At 46.8% G+C, this 16,883-nt stretch carries 9 protein-coding genes; 1 reads left to right on the plus strand and 8 read right to left on the minus strand.

The features are described from left to right. Positions 1–24 precede the first annotated feature (24 nt). The 3 genes from ICC18_RS12215 to ICC18_RS12225 form a co-directional block, all read right to left on the minus strand. The gene (locus tag ICC18_RS12215) at positions 25–2,994 is read right to left on the minus strand and encodes a family 78 glycoside hydrolase catalytic domain (protein WP_188174645.1); all 2,970 of its coding nucleotides are present in this window, start codon (positions 2,992–2,994) and stop codon (positions 25–27) included. Between the two features lie 168 nt (positions 2,995–3,162). After that, a complete protein-coding gene (locus ICC18_RS12220) occupies positions 3,163–5,541 on the minus strand; it encodes a cellulase family glycosylhydrolase (RefSeq protein ID WP_188174646.1) in 2,379 nt (792 codons plus the stop codon). A gap of 161 nt (positions 5,542–5,702) precedes the next feature. After that, on the minus strand, positions 5,703–7,574 hold the full coding sequence (locus tag ICC18_RS12225) for an ADP-ribosylglycohydrolase family protein (RefSeq protein WP_188174647.1): 1,872 nt from the start codon (positions 7,572–7,574) through the stop codon (positions 5,703–5,705). 117 nt (positions 7,575–7,691) lie between these two features. Here ICC18_RS12225 and ICC18_RS12230 point away from each other — a divergent pair, with 117 nt between their 5' ends. Continuing rightward, entirely contained in the window at positions 7,692–8,582 is an 891-nt protein-coding gene (locus ICC18_RS12230) for an AraC family transcriptional regulator (RefSeq protein ID WP_188174648.1), read from the plus strand. Between the two features lie 406 nt (positions 8,583–8,988). Here the strand turns inward: ICC18_RS12230 and ICC18_RS12235 are convergent, their stop codons facing one another. The 5 genes from ICC18_RS12235 to ICC18_RS12255 form a co-directional block, all read right to left on the minus strand. Continuing rightward, complete coding sequence (locus ICC18_RS12235) at positions 8,989–11,463, minus strand: glycoside hydrolase family 38 N-terminal domain-containing protein (protein WP_188174649.1); 2,475 nt, start codon at positions 11,461–11,463, stop codon at positions 8,989–8,991. A 15-nt stretch (positions 11,464–11,478) separates the two neighbouring features. Further along, positions 11,479–13,236: a sensor histidine kinase gene (locus ICC18_RS12240; RefSeq protein ID WP_188174650.1), complete on the minus strand. Its 1,758-nt coding sequence runs from the start codon at positions 13,234–13,236 to the stop codon at positions 11,479–11,481. 53 nt (positions 13,237–13,289) lie between these two features. Next, positions 13,290–14,174, minus strand: a complete 885-nt coding sequence (locus ICC18_RS12245; protein WP_188174651.1) for a carbohydrate ABC transporter permease — start codon at positions 14,172–14,174, stop codon at positions 13,290–13,292. 18 nt (positions 14,175–14,192) lie between these two features. Further along, entirely contained in the window at positions 14,193–15,098 is a 906-nt protein-coding gene (locus ICC18_RS12250; RefSeq protein WP_376745622.1) for an ABC transporter permease, read from the minus strand. Between the two features lie 84 nt (positions 15,099–15,182). After that, on the minus strand, positions 15,183–16,859 hold the full coding sequence (locus ICC18_RS12255) for an extracellular solute-binding protein (RefSeq protein ID WP_188174652.1): 1,677 nt from the start codon (positions 16,857–16,859) through the stop codon (positions 15,183–15,185). Positions 16,860–16,883 lie beyond the last annotated feature (24 nt).

Raw genomic sequence — 16,883 nt, forward strand, 5'->3', positions numbered from 1 at the left:
ACTCCTATTATCATTTTAAATCTCTTAATTTCTTAGGGCGTTTGGCAATATTTCCAAACGATATCCCGTTGGAGCGATGATCTCCATTTCATGCCCTTCCGGAACTGACGCCTTGATCTCCATCGTCTTATTCTCTTCCCGGATACTCCAGGATACGTCTACACGGCCGCCCTGCGGAAGCGGGACGGTTCCCTTTGCCCAGGTTAATCCGGCAATCGGTTTAGGCGCAATCACAATTTTAGCCCATCCCGGTGCAGCCCTTCGTACGCCGAGAATTTCATGCCCAAGAAAATAACCGGGGGCAGCAGACCAAGCATGGCAATGGCTTCGAGTTAATTGCCTAGGATGTATTTGACCATCAATGAGCTTGGGATAGCCTTCATAACAGGTCGATGATTCATATTTCACCATGGTTCCATAGTTCTTGCGAATGTCCTCCACCATAATTTCGGTAAGCCCTATCTGCGACAATGCTTCGTAATAGAAAAAGGACATAAACGCGCTGCCGATTTGGACAAAATGCTCAGGCGGGAAAGCCAAATGAGCCTCTATTTGACGCTTACGATCTTTATCCGCAACCCCGCTTAAGAATGCGACAACCTGAGTTTGCATGCTAAGGACGGAGGAAGGCCTGCCGTCCGCGTGAATGCAGTCGATATAAGCCTTATGTTCTTCCGACCATAAGTGGGTATTAATGGCCTGAGCCAATTTAAGAGAAGCGGCTCTATAAGAATGAGCTCCTTCCATATCACCCGCTATTTCTGCAAGCATGGAAGCTTCACGGAGAGTTTTGACGAGAAACATATTCTGGTGGCTAACAGCTCCATGGCCAGGCTGATCGATAGGCGCCCAGTCCAGGAAGTTCCATCCCCTCATGAAAAGAAGCCCTTTAGAGTCCAAATTTGTTAAATAATGATCCAGTGTAAAACGAACATGAGGCCACATTTCCTCTGCAAAGGCGATATCCCCGGTATGTTCAACATATTCGCTGCATGCAATGGCCCAGAAGAAAGTCCAATTAGGAATAACGCTGCTCCACCCGCTGGGAACCTGATCTGCGAACAACGGCGTCTGAAATTTCGAACCGGGAACCAGCTTAAGGCAACGCTTGACAATATCAGTCGCTCCGAACATATAGTAATTGATAAGAGCTTCGTTTCGGCTGTCTCCCACCCAGAAGGTCTGCTCATATGCAGGGCAATCTACGAAAGTATCTTCCATGCACACACGGGTTGTGTGTTGGCTGATCCGCCAAATATCGTTTAACAGCGCGTCGGATGAGTGGAAGCGGCCGATTTCCGCAATCGGATAATTGCTCTGGCGCAGCTTCACCTCGTAGAGCTTTACAGGCCTTGACGCTGAGCGGACTGTTATCATTAAATACCGAAGACCGCGTCGGACGAGAGAAACATACCGCTGTCTTCCTTCACGGCATGTATACCGCATCGTATTATCAAGCCTGTAAGTATCCTGCCGCCAACCTTCATGCATATATTCAAATCCGTAAAAATCAAGCACAGTGCCTTCCGCTGCATCGGCTTCAAATTCAATGTAACCGCTGTATTCTTTCTCAAAATCCAAAATAATCTCCGTATCCGCATCGCCGAATAATGGAATTAGCGCAGGTTCCACATGAGCAATGACTACATTTTGCATGGAAGAAGGAACTTTATGGGAAACCGCCTCCCTTTTCCAAATGCTCAATGCGAACACATTGTCTCTGCTGACCAAAGCGTTCGGGATTGGACGAATCCATTCATGAATGATTGCCAATTCGGAAGCCGAGGAAATAGATTTAGCCTGCAGATAGGCGGCCTCAGCGGAGGTCAGTTCGCCTTTCTGTATATTTCCAGATTCATAAAGGCTCATTACTTTCCTGAAACGGGGTATCGGGTCATAGACATCCTTATGATCGATACGTTCGAATACTGCATAAGGCCCAATGGTGATAAAAGGGGAGCTGTGTTCGTCCGATGGCCATGGCGAGATGAGCTCGAAAGGCTCTTCGCAGTCGATCCCCATATGGAAGCCGTCACCGTGCTCTACCCCCGTGACATCCATGAGAAAGAAATTGTCGCCTTCCTTTAAATCGGCAACCACAAATTTTTGCGGAAACTCGCCGGGAAGCTGCTCCGGGGAATACCAGGTTCCATTGATGCTGCAAGGACCGAAATTAAATCTGGAATTGAGGAAACCGAATGTGGCTTTCACCGGTGACGAAACTCGGACTACGGTTGCCACATAACCGATTTTGCCGACAAAATTAGCATGGTTCGTACTCTCCGGCATCATTTGATTCCGCATATCAATATTCGTGGACCAGGAAATAGGCTTCACCTGCTGAAGGGACTCCACGCGGAGAGGATAAATCGGTTCCTCTGTCAGCAGGGGAATATCTCTGGGCACGAGCGTTGTCCACGGGGCGTCACCCGCCTCACCAATGACGGTGGCCGCCCCCCATGTTTGGTCATTATAATCATTGGAAACCCATCCTTCCGGCCAAAGCCTGGCATCCACCCGTTCAACAAAACCATGCTGGCACGACATTCTCGGTGAACGGGGATCATGCCCAAGATGAAGGGAAGTTTTCCACCCTTCATCTGTAGAAGCTTGTATGCTTTGTATACCATTCTGATTTACTTCTAGTTGAGCCAGCAGCCCTCCGCGTCCCCGCAAATAATAAAAGTTGGTGATTCCGTAATGCAAAACCATCACGGCTATTATATTTTCTTTCCCTGGCTTCAATAAGTGCCCTACATCATAAGTATCATAAGCAAGCTCAAATGGCCATGAACGTACCGGTCCGCGTCCGACTCTCTCTCCGTTCACATAAAGAACATACCTGGAGTCGGCCGTAAGAGACAATGCAGCCCCATCCAAGCGTCCCGACGGCAATCGAAAGGTGTTACGAAAGCATCTCCACTCGTTACGGGGACTTTCTTCATTACCGCCCCAAATCCATTGAGCTTTCCAATTTATCTCTTGCTGTCCCATTCTTGATCCTCCTGCAGGTTTTAATATTAGTATAGGCATCTCATACATAAACTTTCTATCAGAATATTTCTACTTGTATTGATTTTCCTTTACTTTTTGCTTTCAGACCCATATCGATTAAAAAGCGCATTCACCCGTGTGGTGTGAATGCGCTTGGTTGTTTTACGTTTAATTATTCAGAAGGTGCTGCGCATCCCGAAGCAAGAATGCCGCAGCCTCGCTGGAAATATGCTTGCCGCTCTGCGCCTGTACTTCGTTTACAAAGCTGCCTAAGTGATTTTGATCCAATTTCTCGTGCAGGCTATTGGCGATTCCATCATTATCAATGAATCCTTCTTGGACAAAGCGCGTTATCAGTTCTTTTAGAGAACTAATGCTAGTGCTAATCCGGAACGTAACGGTATGGCTTCCCGTGTTACCCGCCAGGTCGGTAGCCGTTATAACCAGCGTATGTGTGCCGAGCGATAACGAATAGAGCGGAATTGTCGTCCCTTGCTGCATTATTTGGCCATCCAGCGATAACGTAGTCTTGCTGTTATCAACCCCGGACAAGTCATCCTTCACAGTAATGATTGGCGTCATATCACCGGAATTGCTAAGCGTGTCGTATACGATTCCGGTTACAGTGATTTCCGGTGCTTTCGCGTCAACGAGCAGAGACTTGGCCCTCTCCGTATTGCCGGACGTGTCAACGGAACGGTACGCTACGATATAGTTTCCGGGCGGGCTTAACGTTAATCCACCGCTTGGAACCGTAGTATATCCGCCGCTTTGACCGACAATCCGGTATTCGGTTCTGGCTATCGACGCTCCGTCATAAGCCGTAGCTGCAAACTCCAGATGCCCCGGATAAACGATATCCACAACCGTTTTCGGCCGATTCACCGGGACAGCCGGGCCCAAGTCGATCAGTTCGACATCGTCAACGATAAATTCACTCGGCAATTCCGTCCAGAATCCTGTGCTCATCCTGGCCACACCGGGAGCAGGAACAAATTCGAGCGACTTGGTGACGAATTCTCCTCCGGTATTGGTAAGACCGGTTACCACAGGACCGTTCCCCAGAAAGACAGTATTGTTCGTATAATCTTTGTGCTGGAAAATGATTTTTCCGCTGATCACCCGAATTTTGGCGCTCAACCGATAGCGATTCTGGTCGGACACCTTAAAATACGCTTGATCGATTCCCCTTTGGTTGGAAAGCGTCTTGATTTTCTGCGCTTGGGAGCCGTTCATATTTACAAGCGAGACGATTACGTTCGAATCTTTGCCCCAACGATCAGCTAACCCGTCATTATCGGTATCCTTCTCAAAGGTACCGTTCATGACCAGATTAACCGGTGGAGCCGGCTCGCCGTTAGGCGGAAGAAATTCATTCCGGTTAAAGTACGCTTTGAGAACCAACTCCCGGTCCGTCGGTTCCGTCGCTATTGCCGAATCACGGTTTAAATCGCTGGTCATGACTTCGTTGTATTCGACGTCCCAGCCGTGCCATTCGCTATAAGCGTGATAAGTCCAGCTCCAGCCGTACTCCTCGAAGAGTTCGATCAAGTCCCGGGTATATGCCGCCGCACCGGGAGCCCAGCGGATGGCGCTGAATTCTCCAACATAAATCGGAACATTGTATTTTAACTGAAAATCTCTGACATCCTTCAAATCTTGAATAAGCTTGTTCTTATCCCAGTAACTCGTGCCAATCATCCCTGGATATGTAATCTTATCGGGCCAATCCGTCGAGACGGGAGCCGTGTTCACGGTAGTTAACCCTTGATGCGAGTAAGCAAACGGGTTGTACATATGCACGCTGTAAATGACTTTATCATCGTCAAGGAGCGGGAAATCCCCCTGATATTTCACCGGATAGCCGGGTCCGGCGTCGATCCATTTGTTTTCAACGAAGCCTCTGGGCAGAGCCCCCGGACTTGCTTCGTAAATGATCGGCGTATCCTGATCGTAAACCCGTATGGCATCCACGATATCTTGCGCCCAGATCGGCCATTTCTCATTGCCTAAAGGAAGTTCCGATTTGTTAAAAGGCTCGTTTAAAAGATCGTAACCCCAAATGTTGTTCCGATAAGGTTCAAACCGCTGCGCGATCTCCGTCCAACAATCGACCAGCATCTGCCTGTTCGCATCATTATCCCAGTAGGCATCCGTATTCGTTTTCAAACTCGGATCAGCTATCGGGGGCTCGTGCAAATCAACAATCACATACATCCCTTGTCTGGCTGCTTCCTGCAGTGCGCCCTCCATGTTATCGAGTTGTCTTTGCCAAGCAACTGTGATGGACACGCCGCTTCTAACTGCCTCAACCCGGGGCGTCAACTGCAAACGGAACACATTGGCTCCGAAAACTTCCTTTGCCCTTTTGAGACCGGTGAAGGCACTCGTATTGAACCCCCTGACCACTGTCGGATTGAACCCCGAACCCGAGCTCGCTTCTGCCTTGTTGTCAAACGGCAAACCGAGTGACGTAAAAACAAGCGTTACAATCAGTAAAAGCGATAACATACCGTAATATTTGTTCTTCATGATTTGAATCCTCATCCTTATCTCATCCTCCTAATTCGTTTTTTCGTGATTGACCGTTTGTGCTTATGATTCTTTTGATTCAATCGGTTGCCACTTGAGATAATCATTCACCTCCTTATTGTAATGTAAGCGTTGTCAATTTATCGCTGACACTCGGATTCGAATGTCATCCTTGGCTAGCCCCAAATCATATCCGTATAGAAATAATTAGGACCGGGCGTTGTTGTGTTTTTCAGTGCAACCGACAAGACATACACTTCTGGAGGAGCGCCGTTCCTTAAAGCTTCCAGTTCCACCTTATGGGTTCCGGCAGTAAGCGTTAATTCCACCCATTGTTCTTGCGGGGCACGGTGATACGCCGGCATGAATGCCAATGTTTCTTTGCATTCAATTACAACTTGGCCGTTCAATTTCAACGTTATCGGACCGTTAGCAGCTGCTATGAGTCGAACCTTCCGCTCGGAAGGGCTGAAGAGCATCGATAACGCCCGGTATACGCCATCCACCTGCGACCCGAGTTCCCTCTCCCATTCCAATCGGTTTCCTGGTACATAAATTTCTTTACCTACGCTGCTTTCCGGTCCCCATAAGGTCCATCTGGATGCACCGACAAGCGTGAAAGCCACCTTCTGAGCGGCCCATATCGAATGATCATGGATTCGCGTCCAATACAAAGCAAGCTCATGGTATGCAGCAGCAACCGCCGATGCCCTGACTTCCACTTCCCATTGAACCGACTCACCCGGTTGCAGACTGACCTTATACGCATTCGGTCCTTCCCAATCCTCAGGCAGTTCTAGAGAGAGACTGCCGGCAAGCGGAGTTGGAGACCGGTTCGTCAGCGTGAAATGCAAGGTCTTCCATTGGCCCGTTCCAATGGCGGGTCCATCCGAGCCGAAGTCGATCGCCAATTCAGCATCCGGACAGCTTCGAGTTCCCTGCGGCAGTAAATATCGATTGGCTGTTACTTTACGATCCCAGAGATCCTTAATCGCTTCATCTGCTCCTTCCGAAGCCTCTTGTCGGCAGGATGTCGGCAAGTCAGGATGTACCAGAATGCCCGTGTCCCATGTGGCCAAGACCTGTTTGCCCATACGTATGGTTCGCCGTGTCAGTTCATCCAGATTCTTAGGTGCGGGAAATCCTTTGATCGGCGAACTGACGACTACGCGTTCGCCAACCGGCTTCACCCATTTGTCCGGCAATCCTTCCGGCCCGAGCAGCATGCCCAATATCGCACCCAGCGTTGCTGCGGTGCAATCCGTATCGTAACCGCAGTTAACCGCCTTCAATATGGCGTCTTCAAAATCTTCACCATACAACCATCCAAGTATCGTAAAAGCAATATTTTGCGGAGCATCTGTGAAATTGTCGCTGCCATGATGCTCCAGAATGAGCAAGCGCGTTTCGGTCCAGCTCTTCCCTTCTTGTTGCCAACGAAGCAGATCTTTCAGCGCTTTGGCGGTACGGCAATGTTCAGGAATATGGTTCATTCCAATCTCTATTAACCGATCCCGGTCTTTCTCAAAGAAAATAGCGCTTTCCAATGCGGCAAAAAACATTTCACCATAAACGCCTTCCCCTCCGGCATGGTCCACAATTGCGTCCTGGTACGCATAGTGTGCCGCAGTATCCGGCGCTCCGGGTGCCGCCATTGCCCAAATTTCAGAACGAATAGGCGATCCCATACAATCGTTGAAGGGATTGTTAAACCAGCCTGAAATCGGCGGGATAAGACCTCTTCGCAGATTAGTCAGGGCGTAACCGTATTCATCATAAGGGAAGAAGATGTGTTCCAGCCATTCCTGTCCGAGCTCACGGGAGGTTAATCCGGGGCCATACTGCTCTAAGGCATGCAGCCATACCAATTGCATGTCCAGATCATCATTTTCCAGCGGACCGTCCGGCAGCTCCGGATAGAATGTCAATTCCAGCAGCTCCTTTCTACCCTCGACCGGAGCACCCAGCGTTCCCCCAATATTTTTCCCGAGCCATCCCCCGTATACGATCCGATAATAATCCTGTTCATTTAAAATGCTTATATCCATGTGAAATCCTCCGTCATTTGATATAATGTCTATGTCTACATTATAGGTACGGTTCCACGATGGAGCCATGAACATAGTTTTGTTTTCGAAAGAAAAAACATCGGAGGCATCCATGCCATGTATTACTCTCTTTCCCGATTATCCAGGCTCGACATCAAATGGGCGGACCTTTTCGATGCAAACAGCCCCAACTTCTTCGGGCAGCATCACAATCCATATTATGAGTTGATCGTTATTGCAGACGGAGTGGTGCATTTGCAAACGGCCGGTACTCCTATGACCCTGCATGCTGGCGAGTCCCTGATGTTGATGCCTTGGGAGACGCATACCGGCTGGAATTCCGATAAACGGCAAGGGCAATTTTTTTGGGTGCAATTTTCATCTGATCCGGCCCTGGGTGAATTCGGTTTGGATCGGGCATCCGAGCTTAATATTGTCCATGCCGAACGGACGGAACTGAGAACCGCCGAAATCCACCATGAGGATCTGCTTGTATTGCCTCGTCAATTTCGCACCAGCCAGCGATATAAGCTGCTCGGACTGTTCGAAGAGCTGGTAGAGACGATGAAGCAACCGAAGGGCTATTTTCGCTTTCATGCCAGCTTATTGCTAGGCGAAATACTACGGCTTATGGCTGGAGATTTTTTGGAACAAAGTCATTTGGATACATCTTTCCCGGCTTCTTACATCACTTTCCGCAATCTGGTCAATTATTTGAACAACTTTTACGAATCGGACATTTCCAAAGAAACGTTGGAGCGATTGTTGGACCGAAAATACGAATACTTGTGCCAAGTATTTAAAAAGTATGCCGGTACGAACATCCACCATTACGTTCACCAGCTAAGATCGCAGCGAGCCAAGTACCTGCTTCATAATACGGAAAAAAGCGTGAAAGCAATTGCCGAGGAACTCGGATATCAGGATCCGTTTTATTTCAGCCGGATGTTTAAAAAAATAGAAGGTATCGCGCCACAGCAGTATCGGAACAACATTACTATCCAATGAGCTAAACTAATGACTGTATGAGACAGCAAGAAAAACCTAGCGGAAGATTACGCTAGGTCCTTTGCTGTGCTATGCGTTACGTCTGTGTGTGGGGGAGGGAATTGGGCATGGGGTTCCAACCGCTATTGAAATTCGTGTTATCTGAATGATACTTAGTGGTATCAACACGAATTTCAAAGGCGGCCGCTATCGCTGTTTTCATCCGCAACGATGAAAATCATCGTTGCAGCGTGCGACAGCAACGGCAGAGACATCTGCAACGATGTAAAACATCAATTACAAGCCACACACAGTGCGGATAACAGACCTTATAACACCTGTAATAAAGGGAAACCTCTCGGTCACCCAAAACATATACTTTCTTATCTTTTAAAAAGAGCCGCTGTTTAGCGGCCCTTTGGCAACATCATTCACACAAACTGATTTCTACGATTGTCCGCGCACGGGAGTCAATGCGGAAGGTTTTAAATTCAAATCCATTTAGTTGGACTCCTGCGCGAATGCCATAGGATGGGATCGAAAGGACCGTAGTTCTGGAATGGCCGGTCGGTTCGAACAATCGTACGATGTATCCTTCTCCCTTTTCTTCCTTTTTGCATGCGCTAAGTTGCACAGCTTCGTCCTCTAGTTCAAGAAATGCTCCCCGCTTTTCCCCGTCGCCTGATGGAAAGAAAGATAACGCATAGGGCCTTTCATTATGGATGGTAGCCTCACGGTCCACCATGGTTTGCCGCTGCTCAAGCTCCCCGGCATTCAGCCAAAAAGCATAACATCGTTCCCCTTGGTCTATACGCGGAAGGAAACGGTCCTGTACAAGAATGGGACGGTCATGAATCGGATGCGCGCAATACCCCGCTCCCCGCAGCAGAGACAAGCGAATCTCGCCCTCTTGATAATCGGAGCCGTAAATGCCGTTATTGATGCAGGTTATGGCCTGCTTCCTCTCCGCCGAATCTACGGCAACCCATTTTTGCGCTACCGTTTCATCGCCGTTGCCAGCCAGCTCGCTGATGCCAAAGGCCGTTTGTCCGCGATATTTTCCATCCTCAAAGGAAGTCGGAACCGAGAGCTTGAGCATCTTGTCTTTTTCATTCCAATAGACTCGCACCTGCACTTCGATCTCCGTTCCTTTTTTCGGCAGCTTGTAGGTTTGGCAAATGAAGGAATGGTTGTACTGGAGTACAGCTTCTATGACCGTCCTGACTTCCCCATCTTCAATAACGCGAACAGAAGGCAGCAGCGCTTTCTTTACCCCCGAAAAATCGCTTCCGGCCCCTGGGTCCATTAATGTAAATTTACCGATAACTTGAGGAAAAGCATAAACATCCATCCGCCAAGGATCCTCATTATCCTGGATCACCAGCGGGGCAAAGGCACCCGTTTTCAGATACGAAACGCCGCGTACCGTATACTCGTCCATAAGTCCGGTACGCGTATTAATCCTGATAAGCAGATCATCGGTTTGGAACGTATAGAACCCATTCTGCGCCTTGAGCTCCGGAGCCGGCTTTCGCTCCAGCATCTCAATCCGGCAATCGAAACGATTCATTGAAGAAGGAGCAAGCTCCGCTTCAAACACGACTCTTTTGCGCCAATCCAGATTGAGGTTGCTCATCTCTTTCTCGGGCTGAGAAAGCAGCTTTCTTCCGTCTTGAACCACGACCGGCAGCGAAAACTCTTCCTTCCAGTTCTGATCCTCGAGCATAAATTCGCATTCAAACACTCCCTTGACCGGGAAAGGATGCGGGTTATATACGAGTACAGGATATTCTTGAAGAGCGGCTTTCGGCTGGCCTGCTGCAAGCGCGAAGAATGCGCGGGCCTTCAATCGCGCCGCAATTTCGAGGCCGTGGTCCATCATGCGCAGAGACGCTTCTTCTGCCGTTTGTACGGAGGAGCCGGGTAAAATGTCATGAAACTGGGCTGTCATCAAATCGCACATAGCCTCATGCATCTCAGCTGTTGGATAAGCAATCAATCCCTGTAGAGCTGCTGCGGAAAGCATCTTTTCAGTCAAGTACAGCTCGTTCTCCATTTGGCGGTGTTTTTGCTTAATACGGATCATAGAAGTGTAACAGCCGACAAACCGCGGAATCAGATCGCCTTCAAAGCGTGGAAGCGCTTTGGTTTGCTTCAAATCTCGAAAGTACTGTTCCGGTGTGGAATGAACGATTTCATATTGTTCCGACTGTTCCATCAGCTCGGCAATCCGCGAAAGATCAATGCGGGACGGTCCTCCTCCATGATTGCCGACTCCCCATAATATGAATCCCGCCCTCTCATCCGTATCCGCATTCGCGTCCAGCCATTGTTTGATCTTCTCATGCGCTTTGCCCAGCAGCGTATTATATCCGCCGCTTACCTTGTGGGCCATTACTTCGCTGCCATTAAAGCCGCTCCAAATAAAATCCTGAGCAGGCAGCCCTTTCATTTCGTCGGGACGCATGAAAATGTATGAATCGTAACCGGCTTGCTGCAAGATCTGAACGAGCCCTTTCGTATGGCCAAATGAGTCAAAATTAATCGCCGTCGTTGGCTCAGCACCGAATTTTTCACGGAAATAAACTTTTCCAAGCAAAATTTGCCTTACGAACGATTCGCCTGACAGCATATTGCAATCCGGTTGCAGATACCATCCGCCCATAATGTGCCATTTTCCCTGTCTAACCAGTCTTTGTATGCGCTCAAACAAAACAGGCTCGTATTCCTCAATCCATTTGTAGAGAATGGCCTCGTTGTGATTAAAAACATAGCCTTCATATTCCTCACAAAAATCGGCTGCTGCGCGAAACGTCGATACGGCTGCTGCTGCCCCTTCTTCCCATTCCCACTGCCATACCGGATCTAAATGCGCGTTGCTTAGCAAATGAAGTTTTTTCACGTTATTCCTCCATTATTATTTGGTATCCATGACTGGAATTCTAACGACAACCTGAAACCCGCCTAACTTCCCCCTGGAAATAAACAAACCGCTATCCTCGCCATACCGGATAACCAGTCGCCTGTGAACATTGATAATCCCTGTCGTCTCTTCACCAGGTCCGACATTACGCAGTTTTTTCTCCAAATTTACGATTGCTTCATCTGATAGCTGGGTTCCATTATCTTCGATTGCAACTTCAAAGAAACCATCTATTTGCGCAAAATGGATACGTAATATTCCTTTATCAACTTTCTCTTCCAATCCATGTTTGTATGCATTCTCAATGATCGGCTGCAAAATCAATCTTGGAACCGTTAATCGTTCCGCAATCTCAGGTACAAGAGATATATGGGTTTGCATTCTATGTTTGAATCGAATATTTTGAATAGCCACATAATTGATAGCGTGTTTAATTTCGATGGATAAAGGCACTTCTTCAACGGCATCTCGCGTAATGTACTGGAAATATTCACCCAAATACTTGATAAATTGCATGACGGACTGATCATCATCTTTATTCTTGACCATGTAATACAACGAGAAATAACTATTATAAAGAAAGTGCGGGTTAATCTGCGATTGCAGCTGTTTGAGTTCGGATAACCTCAGCCGATATTTTTGCTCGAATACCTCTTGAACCAACCGTTTCACTTGATGAACCATTTCATTAAAACGCATATATAAATAAGAAAATTCATCACTGCTTGAATGGGTAACCTTTACTTCCAGGTCTCCCTGCTCTACCTTCCGAAAGGCTTGAATCAGTCTCTTTAACGGAAAATGAATCTCTCGATATAATCGATAGGAGAAAAGCAGGATGATCAGAGCAGTCAGCACCGTGATATACCATATCCATTGTTTATATTTCTTCAGCGGTCCTAGAAATTGTTTTTCCGGAATCATCACAGCTAATGAGATGCCGATGTCTGAAGATTTTTCTACAAACGCGATATAATTCGTTCCATCAACACGAACCGTTTGCATATATGGATTTGAACTCGTATCCGTCTTCGCCTTCATTTCACCAAATATTTTCGTGGTTATCGGATTATTCGGATCACTGGAAAGTGACCATTCGTTTCCTTCCCCTATCAAGAGCGCTTCATCTTCCAAACCATCCGTCAGCTGCATAAGTACCCGTTGAAACTCCTTTTGCGAAACTTCTAGCGAAATAACAAATTGGGGTTCTTTCTTGTCTATTCCATTAGGCCTTTCCGGATAAGAGAAATTGAGATACATGTTATCCTTCCATATCACAAAAGGAGCATCGTTGCGGCTTGATATATGGCGTAACGGTACATATTCGGCAGACAACTCATCCAGAATTTCTTTGTTGGTTATGGTTCTTTTCAGAAGAGGAATATGCAGCAATGTGTTCTCAATAAAACTGCTTGAGCCTTTGAGCAAATCCAACCGCTGCTCCAGCCTCAAGAACGCCTCACGTTTGGCATTCGCGTCTATCAAATCTCCTTGCAGGGCTAACAACAGCAAGTCTTCGTCTAAAATAAAATTTTGCTCAGACTTCATCACACGCAAAATTTCAGCCTCAATTAAACCCATATAGAAATGCACCTTGGATAAGGTCGCCGATGATATCTCCTTTTTCACATTCTCGGAGCTGGCTTGATTCATATAGAGGCTCAATAGATTTAGGGGTAACAGAACCACTAAAAAAGTTACGACCAGCTTCGGGTAAATCCGCATATGACGAAAGCCCCATCGTTTTAACATCCGTTAACCTCCGCATATAATCTTCTCCAAATGTAACACAGAGGCGGCCCTATCTACTCCTTCACACTGCCGAGTACCAGTCCTGTCAGAAAATACCTCTGCAAGAAAGGGTATACCATCAAGATCGGAAGCAATCCGAGAAATATTTGTGCGGCTTTCGCGGTCCTGTCGTTGATTTCAGCCAGATCGTTCAAATCCACTTGGGCATTTGCAAGCAAATTCTGATTGATGACTACCGTTTGCAAATAGGTGGAAAGCGGATATTGCGCTTGCGAATTCATATAAATCAAACCGTCAAACCAACTATTCCAATGGGTCACAATCGTGAATAAACCAACTGTTGCAATAGCAGGGAGAGATAGCGGCACAATAATTCTCCACAAAACCTTCCAATACCCGGCTCCGTCCATGAATGCCGATTCTTCCAGTTCTTTGGGTAACCCGCGAAAAAAATTCAATAGCAAAATCATATTAAAGACAGGAACCGCTTCGGGCAATATTAATGCCCATATGCTTCCAAGCAGCCCGGTTTCCTTGACGGTAAGATAGGTTGGAATTAAGCCGCCGTGAAACAAGATCGTCATGACGAAAAGCCACGCATAGAAGGTGCGATAGCGGAAAGAAGTTGTCTCCTTGGATAAAGGATATGCGATAAGCAATGATAAAAGCATATTCAAAACCGTCCCAAGCGCAACACGTTGGGCGGAGACCAGCATGGATTGGAGAAACTCCGGCTTATTAAGGATATACTTATAAGATCTCCATGTGAAATCTACCGGCCACAATTTAACAAGTCCAACATCAACGGCGCTGCTTGAACTAAGTGAAATCGCAAAGACGTGAATGATCGGCAATAAGCAGATGATGGAAAGAAGGATTAGGAATGTATAGTTGGCCGCCAAAAACAATCTTCTGCTCAGGGAAACATGATGTGGCATATAGGTGCTCACCTTTCTTTAAAAAATCCGATAATTGGCAAATCGATACGCTAACCAGTAAGAAACTGAAATAAATAAGAATGACACGACAGATTTAAACAGCCCTATTGCCGTTGCAACCCCAAATTGCGCATCAAGCAAGCCAAGACGATAAACTAACGTGTCAATAATATCGCCGCTATCATATACAGACGGACTATACAAATTAAACACCTGGTCGAAGCCGGCATTTAATATATTTCCCATACTTAAAGTTGCCATAAGAATAATGATGGGCATCATCCCGGGCAAAGTAATATGCCAGGTTTGCTTCCATCGGTTGGCGCCGTCCATAACCGCAGCTTCGTAAAGCGAAGGATTAATGCTGGTGAGGGCGGCCAAATAAACAATGGTACTAAAACCGAATTCCTTCCACTGATGAGAAATAACAAGAACGAATGGAAACCAGCGGTTATCTCCCAAAAAGAAGATGGGCTTCCATCCAAACCAGGCAATCAATTGATTGACAATGCCGTTTGAAGGCGAGAGAATATCAACAAGAATGCCGCCGAGAATAACCCAGGATAAGAAATGCGGCAAATAAATGAGCGTTTGAACCCCTCTCTTCACAAACTTGGTTCTAAGCTCGTTAAGAAGCAAGGAAATGACGATAGGTACTATCAATCCGATCACGATTTTCATAAAAGCGATATAAATGGTATTCCATAGAACCTGAAACGTATCCGGCATATCCATGACATACTTAAAGTTTCCTAAACCTATCCATTTAGATCCTGTAATCCCCAATGCAGGGATATACTTTTGAAAGGCAATGGCAATTCCTAACATAGGAATATATTGATAAATGATAACCAATACAAGTCCAGGTAAAATCATCAAATGTAACGGAAGCTCCCGTAACCATCCCCGTTTTGCTTGCATCATACAACCCACCCATCCGAAATTCCTCGTATAGAAGTATGAAGAGGAGAAGGTATCCACCCGCTCCCCCATCTAATCCATGCAGCATTATTGTTTCATTTTCCAATCATTCACTTCTTTGATGATGGCCTCTCCGCCCAGCTTCTTCCAGTTATCCACAAAGGTATTAAATTCATCGATAGAGGACGTACCCATGATGATTTTCGTGAACGTCTCCTGCTGCAGTTTATCCAAACTGCTCTGTTTTTCTGCCATCGTCGGTGTAGCCGCTCCATAGAATTCAGTTTTCATAAATAGTTTGTTATTGTCATAGTAATCGGTGATACCGAATGAACCAGTCGGTCCGAATACCCGCTCCATATTCCACCACTTGGAGTCGCCGCCTCTAAAGAGGAGAATTCGGTCGTAACTCAACTTCTCATCCGGCTTCAGCTTGGAAGGATCATTTTTTTCAAGGGCTTCTTTAATATGGCGATATGCGTTTACATTCTTATAGACATCAGCTGCAAAGGCATACCTGTATTTAAAGATTTCGATGCCATCGTCGCCCTTGCTGTAGGTCTTTAAATCTGCTGTCTTTCCATCGATTTTTTCAGTTGTGAAATTAATCAGCTTGATCAAGGCTTCAGGGTTTTTTACCCCTTTCTTTACGACTACATAGTTTGAGATGTTTGATAGTAATTGCCCATTCGCCGGCTTGCCGTCAATGGAAGGAATTGGGAAACTCTTCCAATCCATATTCGGATCTTTGTCTTTACCGGATTGAAGAGGAACAATTGGAGCAGCAGGGCCGCTGAAAAAGATGCCGAATTTGCCGGCCGCAATATCCTGACTGACTTTTCCAAAGTCCTTGACGCCGAATTCCGGATCCATCTGTCCGCTCTTATACATTTGCTGCATCCTGGCTAACGCATTTTTCATCTCCGGTTGAATATGGCCAGGCGCTAATTTCCCCGTACTGTCTTTGATCCACATCTTCTGCGTATAAGCATGGAAGGCATTCGCAATTCCCTCAAAGTAGTCAAAGTCTTTCGTAATCGGCAGCCCGTAGGTATCGTTCTTTCCATTGCCGTCCGGGTCCTTAGTCGCAAAAGCTTCGGCAATTTTAAATACGTCATCCATCGTTTTCGGTTCGGGCAGATTCAGCTTTTTGAGCCAATCCATACGTACAAAAAGAATAGGTGCTCCATCCGGCAAGCTCCTAAGCTGCGGGATCGCGAGCAGCTTTCCGCCGAACGTTGCCGATTTAAGAGCAGTTCCGCCGTCGGCTTCATAATATTGTTTGGCAAGCGGCGAGATGTAGTCCGCATAAGATTTGGTCAAATCCTCCAGTTGATTGGCTTCAACCAACTGTTTCAACTGAACGGCGTTGACTTGAAACGTATCGGGCAGATCACCCGAAGCGATCGACAGGTTCAATTTCTGGTCGTATTGCGGCTGTGTACCGGTCACTGTCCAGATATTCTTTAATTTAATGCCAAGTTCTTTTTCATAACCTTTTGTCCAAGGGTTGTTGTCTATCGAATCGCCTTCCCGGAATTTAAAGTTTGAATCGACCAACCGGGCACTGGTAACTTCGATTGGCGGATCATATTTGGCTAATGGATCGGGTTTTGACGTACTAGTACTACTACTAGTGCTTGTACTTGCGCTCGAAGCTGATGGAGTTGGTGATTCCACCGGATTGTTACTTCCGCAAGCAGTTGCTGCCAACGATAAAACGGTTACAGCTGATAAGGCGAATATTTTCCGTTTGCGTTGCATTCGAAGTCCCCCTTTTAATTGATA

Origin of the sequence: Paenibacillus sedimenti, assembly GCF_014534655.1 — a bacterium.
GTDB classification, from domain to species: domain Bacteria; phylum Bacillota; class Bacilli; order Paenibacillales; family NBRC-103111; genus Paenibacillus_E; species Paenibacillus_E sedimenti.